At 71.9% G+C, this 7,335-nt stretch carries 9 protein-coding genes, 1 tRNA gene and 1 other RNA gene; 8 read left to right on the plus strand and 3 right to left on the minus strand.

From position 1 onward, the window contains the following. Window positions 1-19: 19 nt before the first annotated feature. A complete protein-coding gene (locus MBSD_RS06240; protein WP_062536093.1) occupies window positions 20-421 on the plus strand; it encodes a DUF6165 family protein in 402 nt (133 codons plus the stop codon). Here the strand turns inward: MBSD_RS06240 and MBSD_RS06245 are convergent. Next, window positions 403-1,464: a glycosyltransferase family 9 protein gene (locus tag MBSD_RS06245; RefSeq protein WP_062536095.1), complete on the minus strand. Its 1,062-nt coding sequence runs from the start codon at window positions 1,462-1,464 to the stop codon at window positions 403-405. The two genes, MBSD_RS06240 and MBSD_RS06245, sit on opposite strands and share 19 nt — an antisense overlap. A gap of 76 nt (window positions 1,465-1,540) precedes the next feature. On the opposite strand from MBSD_RS06245, the gene MBSD_RS06250 reads away from it, so the two are divergent. From MBSD_RS06250 to MBSD_RS06275, 6 genes are all read left to right on the plus strand, one after another. Continuing rightward, on the plus strand, window positions 1,541-2,287 hold the full coding sequence (locus MBSD_RS06250; protein WP_062536097.1) for a 3-deoxy-D-manno-octulosonic acid kinase: 747 nt from the start codon (window positions 1,541-1,543) through the stop codon (window positions 2,285-2,287). After that, the gene (locus MBSD_RS06255) at window positions 2,284-3,042 is read left to right on the plus strand and encodes an MBL fold metallo-hydrolase (RefSeq protein WP_062536099.1); all 759 of its coding nucleotides are present in this window, start codon (window positions 2,284-2,286) and stop codon (window positions 3,040-3,042) included. The genes MBSD_RS06250 and MBSD_RS06255 overlap by 4 nt, the downstream gene beginning before the upstream one ends. Then, window positions 3,039-4,085 (plus strand): GTP 3',8-cyclase MoaA, encoded by a 1,047-nt coding sequence (gene moaA, locus MBSD_RS06260; protein ID WP_062536101.1) that lies wholly within the window; start codon window positions 3,039-3,041, stop codon window positions 4,083-4,085. The genes MBSD_RS06255 and moaA overlap by 4 nt, the downstream gene beginning before the upstream one ends. Window positions 4,086-4,261: 176 nt before the next feature. After that, window positions 4,262-4,762, plus strand: coding sequence for a cyclic pyranopterin monophosphate synthase MoaC (gene moaC / locus MBSD_RS06265; RefSeq protein ID WP_062536103.1), 501 nt, complete (start codon window positions 4,262-4,264; stop codon window positions 4,760-4,762). Next, window positions 4,759-4,998, plus strand: coding sequence for a MoaD/ThiS family protein (locus MBSD_RS06270; protein WP_062536104.1), 240 nt, complete (start codon window positions 4,759-4,761; stop codon window positions 4,996-4,998). The genes moaC and MBSD_RS06270 overlap by 4 nt, the downstream gene beginning before the upstream one ends. A 2-nt stretch (window positions 4,999-5,000) precedes the next feature. Then, entirely contained in the window at window positions 5,001-5,426 is a 426-nt protein-coding gene (locus MBSD_RS06275; protein ID WP_062536106.1) for a molybdenum cofactor biosynthesis protein MoaE, read from the plus strand. 216 nt (window positions 5,427-5,642) lie between these two features. On the opposite strand, the gene ffs is transcribed toward MBSD_RS06275, so the two are convergent. Both ffs and MBSD_RS06285 read right to left on the minus strand, forming a co-directional pair. Further along, window positions 5,643-5,739: signal recognition particle sRNA small type (gene ffs / locus MBSD_RS06280), an RNA gene on the minus strand. A gap of 16 nt (window positions 5,740-5,755) precedes the next feature. Next, window positions 5,756-5,848: transfer RNA gene (locus MBSD_RS06285), tRNA-Ser, on the minus strand. A gap of 292 nt (window positions 5,849-6,140) precedes the next feature. Here MBSD_RS06285 and dnaX point away from each other — a divergent pair. Continuing rightward, window positions 6,141-7,335 (plus strand): DNA polymerase III subunit gamma/tau (dnaX, locus tag MBSD_RS06290; RefSeq protein WP_062536107.1); only part of this gene is annotated, 1,195 nt, incomplete at its 3' end.

Below are 7,335 nucleotides of genomic sequence, written 5' to 3' on the forward strand. Positions count from 1 at the left end.
CTTCCAGCCCGAGCCCGACATGAGCCTGATTTCCGTCCCCGTCTCCTACGGCGAGCTGATCGACAAGATCACCATCCTCGAGATCAAGGCCGAGCGCATCGCCGACGCGGCCAAGCTGGCCAACGTGCGCACCGAGCTCGACCTGCTGAACGCGACCTGGAGCGCCGATGCCGCCTCGCGCACCGACATCGCCGCCGAACGCGCGCAGCTCAAGGCGGTCAACGAGGCGCTGTGGGACATCGAGGACCGCATCCGCCTGAAGGAGAAGGCGCAGGCCTTCGACGGCGAGTTCGTCGAGCTGGCGCGCGCGGTGTATTTCCGCAACGACGAGCGCGCCGCGGTCAAGCGCGCGATCAACCTCAAGCTCGGTTCGAAGCTGGTCGAGGAGAAGTCCTACCAGGACTACCGCGCGAAGCCCTGAGCGCGCGCCAGCGCCTCCAGCCGCTCGATGGCATCGTCGACCGTCACCAGGTCCATCACGCCGGGGTATTCGATCTTGGTGCCCCAGGGAATCTCCGCCGCCGGCTTGCCGAGGAAGCGGCGCGCGGCGGCGTCGTAGCGGTCGACGCACCAGCGGCGGTCGGAGTAGGGGCCGGAGCGCTGCGGATTGCTGGCCGCGTGCAGGCCGAGCACCTTGGCGCCGACGGCGTTGGCCATGTGCATCGGGCCCGCGTCCGGCGTCAGCACCACGGCGGCGCGGCGGTACAGCGCCAGCGCGCGCTTCAGCGTGTCCTTGCCGATCAGATCCAGCGGCTCCGTGCGCATCCGCGCGCGGATGGCGTCGCCCATCGCGCGTTCGGCCGCGCTGGGCCCGCCGGTCAGCACCACGCGCATGCCGAGCGCCTGCGCGGCGTGGTCGGCGGCGGCGGCGTAGCGCTCGGCGCGCCAGTTGCGCAACACGTGGCTGGAACAGGGGCTGAGCAGCAGCGCCGGCGCGCCGTCGGGCAGTTGCGCCGCGGCCCAGGCTTCGGCCTCGTCGGGAATGGGGATGTCCCAGCGCACGGCGGTCTGGCGCAGGCCGAGCGGTTCGAGGAAGCTCGCCATCGCGTCCAGCACGTGTTCGCCGCTGCGCGCGGCGATGCGCTCGTTGACGAACAGGCCGTGCAGATCCTTGGATCGCGCGCGGTCGTAGCCGATGCGGCGCCGCGCACGCACGGCGAGGCTCAACAGGTTGGCGCGCAGCGCCACCTGCAGGTGCAGCAGCGCATCGAAGCGGCGGCCGGCCAGCGCCTGCCGCACCGCGCGCCAGCCGTCGAGGCCGCGGCTCTTGTCGAACACCACGAATTCGATCCCGGCGATGTCGCCGACCAGGCGGTGTTCCAGCTTGCCGATGATCCAGGTCAGGCGGGTCTGCGGCCAGACCTGCTGCAATGTGCGCAGCAGCGGCACCACGTGCGTCACGTCGCCGAGCGCGGACGTGCGCAGCAGACACAGCGAATCGGGCGGTCGTGACCCTTGGCTCATGCGGGCTTGCTAGACTTGGGCGGAGAAGGCGGTCTTCGGCATGCGGCGTATCGCCGCACACGGATCGGATCCACGGATGATCGATGCACGCATCCATGCGAGCGCCGGCGGCGCGATTCTGTTCGACGCAGCCCTTGCCGCACAAGCGGACGAGGCCTGGTTCGACCCCGCCGCCTGGGAGGCGCGCGGCCTGCTGGAAGGGCACGGCGGCGGCCGCGGCCGGGTGACGTTCGTGCGCGCGCCGTTCGGCGCCTGCGCGCTGCGGCACTATCATCGCGGCGGCATGGTCGCGCGCGTGCTCGGCGACCGCTACCTGTGGACCGGCATGGAAAGCACCCGCAGCTTCGCCGAATTCCGCCTGCTCGCCGCGCTGCGCGGGCGCGGCCTGCCGGTGCCGGCGCCGGTCGCCGCGCGCTACCGGCGCCGCGGCGTGCACTACACCGCCGACCTGCTGACCCGCCGCATCGAGGCTTCGCAGACGCTTGCGCAGCATTTGCGCGAAGGCCGCGCCGATGCGCGTCTGCTGCAGCGCGTCGGCGCGCTGATCGCGCGCTTCCACGCCGCCGGCATCTATCACGCCGACCTCAACGCCCACAACGTGCTGATCGCGGCGGACGGCCTGTACCTGATCGACTTCGACCGCGGCGAGCTGCGCGCGCCGGCGCGCGGCTGGCAGCGGGCGAACCTGGCGCGCCTGCGGCGCTCGTTGATGAAGGTGCTGAACGGCGCCGGCCCGGCCGGCGGGGAAGGGCCGGGCGGATTCGAGGACGCGCTGTGGACGCTGCTGATGCGCGGCTACGAGACCGCCATGGAGGCCGCATGAACTGGGCGCTGCACGTGCTCGGCGTCGGCGGCGCGCAGGCCGTCGAGCTGGGCTCTTCCGGCGCGGTGGTCGAGCACGCCGGCAGGCCGCTGCTGCTGATCGACTGCGGGCCGGACACGTTCACCCGCTATCTCGACACCTACGGCGAACCGCCGGCGGCGGTGTACGTCACCCACGTGCACATGGACCACGTGGGCGGGCTGGAGCGGCTGTTCTACCGCGCCTACTTCGACCCCGAGCGGCGCGGCCGCATCCGTCTGTACGCGCACGCCGCGCTGTTGCCGCTGCTGCAGGGGCGCATCGCCGACTATCCCAACGTGATCGCCGAGGGCGGCGCCAACTTCTGGGACGCGTTCCACCTGATCCCGGTGTCGCGCGGCTTCTGGCACGCCGGCTACTGGTTCGACGTGTTTCCGACGCGCCACCACGCGCCGAACACCTCGTTCGGCATCGCCCTGGCCAACAGTTTCGTCTGGACCGGCGACACGCGGCCGATCCCCGAGCTGCTGCTGCACCACGCCGGCGGCGACGCGCTGATCGCGCACGATTGCGCGCTCATCGGTAATCCCTCGCATACCGGGCTCGACGACATCGAGCGCGAATACCCGCAGGCGCTGCGCGCGCGTCTGCTGCTCTACCACTACGGCAGCGCCGACGATGCCCGCGCGATGGCCGCCCGCGGTTACCGCATCGCCGAGCCGGGCGTACGCTATCCGCTGGCCCCGCCGGCGGCGGGCGCGGAGGTGCAGGCATGACCCGACCGGTTCCCGCAGGCGCCGTGGTCGCTCCGCCCGTCGACGCGCTCGGCCGGCCGCTGCGCGACCTGCGCATCTCGGTGGTCGACCGCTGCAACTTCCGCTGCCCGTACTGCATGCCGGAAGATCGCTATCCGGAGCACCACCCGTTCCTCGACAAGCACGACCGCCTGAGCTTCGAGGAGATCGAGCGGCTGGCGCGTGCGTTCGCGGCGCTGGGGGTGCGCAAGCTGCGCCTGACCGGCGGCGAGCCGCTGCTGCGCCGCGAGCTGCCATTGCTGGTGGGCATGCTGGCGCGCATCCCCGGCATCGAGGACATCGCGCTGACCACCAACGGCGTGCTGCTGCCGAAGCTCGCCGAGCCGCTGCGCGCCGCCGGCCTGCATCGCCTCACCATCAGCGTCGACACGCTGGACCCGGACACCTACCGCCGGCTCTCCGGCGGACGCGGCGAAGTCGGCCAGGTGCTGGCGGCGATCGCGGCCGCCGAACGCGCCGGCTTCGGCCCGCTGAAGCTGAACTGCGTGGTGATGCGCGGCGTCAACGACGGCCAGGTGCTGGACCTGGCCCGACACTTCCGCGGCAGCGGCCACGTGCTGCGCTTCATCGAGTACATGGACGTCGGCACCTTGAACGGCTGGCAGGCCGACAAGGTGGTGCCGTCCGCCGAGCTGATCGCGCGCATCCACGCGCGCTGGCCGCTGGAACCGCTGGCGCGCGGCTATCGCGGCGAGGTGGCGGAGCGTTGGCGCTTCGTCGACGGCGGCGGCGAGATCGGCTTCATCAGTTCGGTCAGCGCGCCGTTTTGCGGCGACTGCACGCGCGCGCGGCTGTCCGCCGACGGCAAGCTCTACACCTGCCTGTTCGCTCGCGACGGCGCCGACCTGCGCGGCCCGCTGCGCGCCGGCATCGACGACGCCGCGCTGCTCGAGCGCATCGCCGCGCTCTGGCGCGGCCGCAGCGACCGCTACAGCGAGCGCCGCGCCGAGCTGCGCGCCAAGGGCGATCCGAAGCACATCGAGATGTTCCAGATAGGCGGGTGAGCCGGCGCGCTTGCGCGATGCCATGAATGGCATCGCGCGCGCCGGCGAACGCCCGAGGCAGGAGCCGAGGGCGGGGTTGCGAGGCGAGCGCAGGGTGCGCGAGTCCGCAACGGCCGGCGAGCGCAGCGAGCGGCGCGTTGCCGCGATATGCACGAGAACTTGCTACGGTGACCGCGATGAAAACCTCCCCCAAGCGACTGACCCACGTCACGCGCGAAGGACGGCCGTGCATGGTCGACGTCGGCGCCAAGCGCGTCACCGCGCGGCGCGCGGTGGCGGAGGCGCGCGTGCGCTTTCCCGCCGACGTCGCCGCGACGCTGCGCCGCGAGGGCATGCGCGGCAAGAAGGGGCCGGTGATCGACACCGCGATCGTCGCCGGCGTGATGGCCGCCAAGCGCACGCACGAGCTGATCCCGTTCTGCCATCCGCTGGCGATCGAGCGCTGCGACATCGGCGCCGACTTCGACGGCGCCGACGAGCTGGTGATCCGCTGCGAGGTGGCGGTCGCGCACAAGACCGGCGTCGAGATGGAGGCCCTGACCGGCGCCGCCGTCGCCGCGCTGACCGTCTACGACATGTGCAAGGCGCTGTCGCACGAGATCGCGATCGCCGACGTGCGCCTGCTGGAGAAGTCCGGCGGCAAGCGCACCGTGCGCAAGGGCAGGGCGACGCGATGAACTACCGGCTGCTGTATTTCGCCTCGCTGCGCGACGCCGCCGGCGTCGCCGAGGAACGCGTGCAATCGGCGGCGCGCGACCCGCGCGCGCTGTACGCCGAACAGGCAGCGCGGCACGGCTTCGCGTTCGCGCCGGCGCGGTTGCGCGTCGCCGTCAACGGCGCGTTCACCGGCTGGGACCACGCGCTGGCCGACGGCGACGAGGTGGCCTTCCTGCCGCCGGTGTCGGGAGGCTGAACATGTTCCGCCTGAGCGAAATCGCCATCGACACCGCCGCGCTGCGCGCACAGCTCGCGCGCGCCGACGCCGGCGCCTGCGTCACCTTCGAAGGCTGGGTGCGCGACCGCAACGGCGGCAAGGCGGTGCGCGGGCTCGCCTACCAGAGCTACGCCGAGCTGGCCGAGCGCGAAGGCCGCAGGATCGTGGAGGAGGCGCGCGAGCGCTTCGCCATCGCCGCGGCGCTGTGCGTGCACCGCGTCGGCGAGCTTGCCGTCGGCGAGCTGGCGGTGTGGGTCGGCGTCAGCGCCGGACACCGCGATGCCGCGTTCGCCGCCTGCCGCTACATCATCGACGAGGTGAAGCGCCGCGTGCCGATCTGGAAGAACGAGCGCTACGCCGACGGCGCCTCCGGCTGGCTGCACCCCGACGACACGCCGGTGGCATAAGCGGTCGCCCCTCCTCGCCGCCATCCCGCCGCAAGCCGGGGCGACGGGGTAGTGTGGGCGTATCGTGAGCGGACGCTTTGTCAGCCCCCTTGAGTCAAGGGGGCGCATTCGACGCGCATGGCGCGTCGAATGCGGGGATGTGGAGGTGCAAATCCTTTCCGAGTAGGGCGACAAGCGACCGGACGGCGTAGCTCATCGGACGAGGAAAGGCGGCGGCCCCGCCAGCCGCACCCCGGCACCCGAATCGCCTGCTACCGTTGCTCCCTTCCGGGCCTGGCGGGGTTTGCAAGCTATCGTCGCGGGGGGACCGGCGGGGCCACCATGGGAAATGGCGGAGAGGGCGGGATTCGAACCCGCGATACGGGGTTAAGCCGTATACACACTTTCCAGGCGTGCTCCTTCAACCACTCGGACACCTCTCCGCGCCTGGGAAACTCGACAAACGACCCGTCCATGGGGCTCCGGCCGCTCGGCATCCTGCCTCGCCCGCACTGCACGCGGCCGATGCCCTTCAAGGCATCGGCCAGGCGCGTGAAGTGCGACCACGTGGACGCATCTTCACGCCCGGCAACGCTTCGAGACGGCGCATGGAGTCGCCGCATCGGAGCACGACAGCATACCGGCAGCATGGCGCAGGCACAAGCGAAGAAGCCGCCGCGCTTGGTCTGCCGCCGCCGGCTTGGCACAATCCGGTTTCGACCCAAGGTAGCCCGCATGTCCTATCAGGTTCTCGCCCGCAAGTGGCGCCCGCGGCGGTTCGTCGAGCTGGTCGGGCAGGAGCACGTCGTGCGCGCGCTGACCAACGCGCTCGAATCCGGACGCATGCACCACGCCTACCTGTTCACCGGCACGCGCGGCGTCGGCAAGACCACCATCGCGCGCATCTTCGCCAAATCGCTGAATTGCGAGCGCGGCGAGTCCGCCAATCCCTGCGGCGAATGCGCGGTGTGCACGGCGGTCGACGCCGGCCGTTTCGTCGACCTGCTCGAGATCGACGCCGCCAGCAACACCGGCGTCGACGACGTGCGCGAGGTGATCGAGAACGCGCAGTACGCCCCCACCCGCGGCCGCTACAAGGTGTACCTCGTCGACGAGGTGCACATGCTCTCCAAGAACGCATTCAACGCGCTGCTGAAGACGCTGGAGGAGCCGCCGCCGCACGTGAAGTTCCTGCTCGCCACCACCGACCCGCAGAAGCTGCCGGTGACGGTGCTGTCGCGCTGCCTGAAGTTCAACCTGAAGCGTCTGCTGCCGGCGCAGATCGTCGCGCAGATGCGCCACATCCTCGAGGCCGAGGGCATCGCCTTCGAGGCCGACGCCATCGCCGAGCTGGCGCGCGCCGCCGACGGCTCGCTGCGCGACGGCCTGTCGCTGCTCGACCAGGCGATCGCCTACGGCGGCGGCGCGGTGCGCGCGGCCGACGTGCGCGCGATGCTGGGCAGCATCGCCCAGGGCGAGGTCGGTGCGCTGCTGCAGGCACTGGCCGCCGGCGACGGCAAGGCGCTGCTGGACGAGGCCGCGCGCATCGCCGGCTTCTCGCCGGATTTCGGTGCCGTGCTGGATCAGCTCGCCGGCGCGCTGCACCGCATCCAGCTGCGCCAGCTGGTGCCGGGCTTCCGCGCCGAGGGCGAGGACGAGGATCCGCTCGCCGACGCGCTGGCCGCGCGCCTCGCGCCGGAGGACGTGCAGCTCTTCTACCAGATGGCCGTGACCGGCCGGCGCGACCTCAACCTCGCCCCCGACGCGCGTACCGGCTTCGAGATGACGCTGCTGCGCATGCTGGCGTTCCGTCCGGCCGAGGGCGGCGCGGCGGCGCCGGCCGTGACGTCGGGGCGCAGCGCCGCGGCACCCGCCGCCGCTGCCGGCGGTACACGCGCGGCGCCCGCGGCGGCGATGTCGCCTCCTTCCG

Source organism: Mizugakiibacter sediminis, from assembly GCF_000953855.2.
GTDB lineage: Bacteria > Pseudomonadota > Gammaproteobacteria > Xanthomonadales > Rhodanobacteraceae > Mizugakiibacter > Mizugakiibacter sediminis.

Coding starts and splice junctions, on each gene's coding strand:
- moaC (WP_062536103.1), top strand. CDS start 4,262: ATGAAAACCTCCCCCAAGCGACTGACCCACGTCACGCGCGAAGGACGG.
- MBSD_RS06250 (WP_062536097.1), top strand. CDS start 1,541: ATGATCGATGCACGCATCCATGCGAGCGCCGGCGGCGCGATTCTGTTC.
- MBSD_RS06255 (WP_062536099.1), top strand. CDS start 2,284: ATGAACTGGGCGCTGCACGTGCTCGGCGTCGGCGGCGCGCAGGCCGTC.
- MBSD_RS06245 (WP_062536095.1), bottom strand. CDS start 1,464: ATGAGCCAAGGGTCACGACCGCCCGATTCGCTGTGTCTGCTGCGCACG.
- moaA (WP_062536101.1), top strand. CDS start 3,039: ATGACCCGACCGGTTCCCGCAGGCGCCGTGGTCGCTCCGCCCGTCGAC.
- MBSD_RS06270 (WP_062536104.1), top strand. CDS start 4,759: ATGAACTACCGGCTGCTGTATTTCGCCTCGCTGCGCGACGCCGCCGGC.
- MBSD_RS06240 (WP_062536093.1), top strand. CDS start 20: ATGAGCCTGATTTCCGTCCCCGTCTCCTACGGCGAGCTGATCGACAAG.
- MBSD_RS06275 (WP_062536106.1), top strand. CDS start 5,001: ATGTTCCGCCTGAGCGAAATCGCCATCGACACCGCCGCGCTGCGCGCA.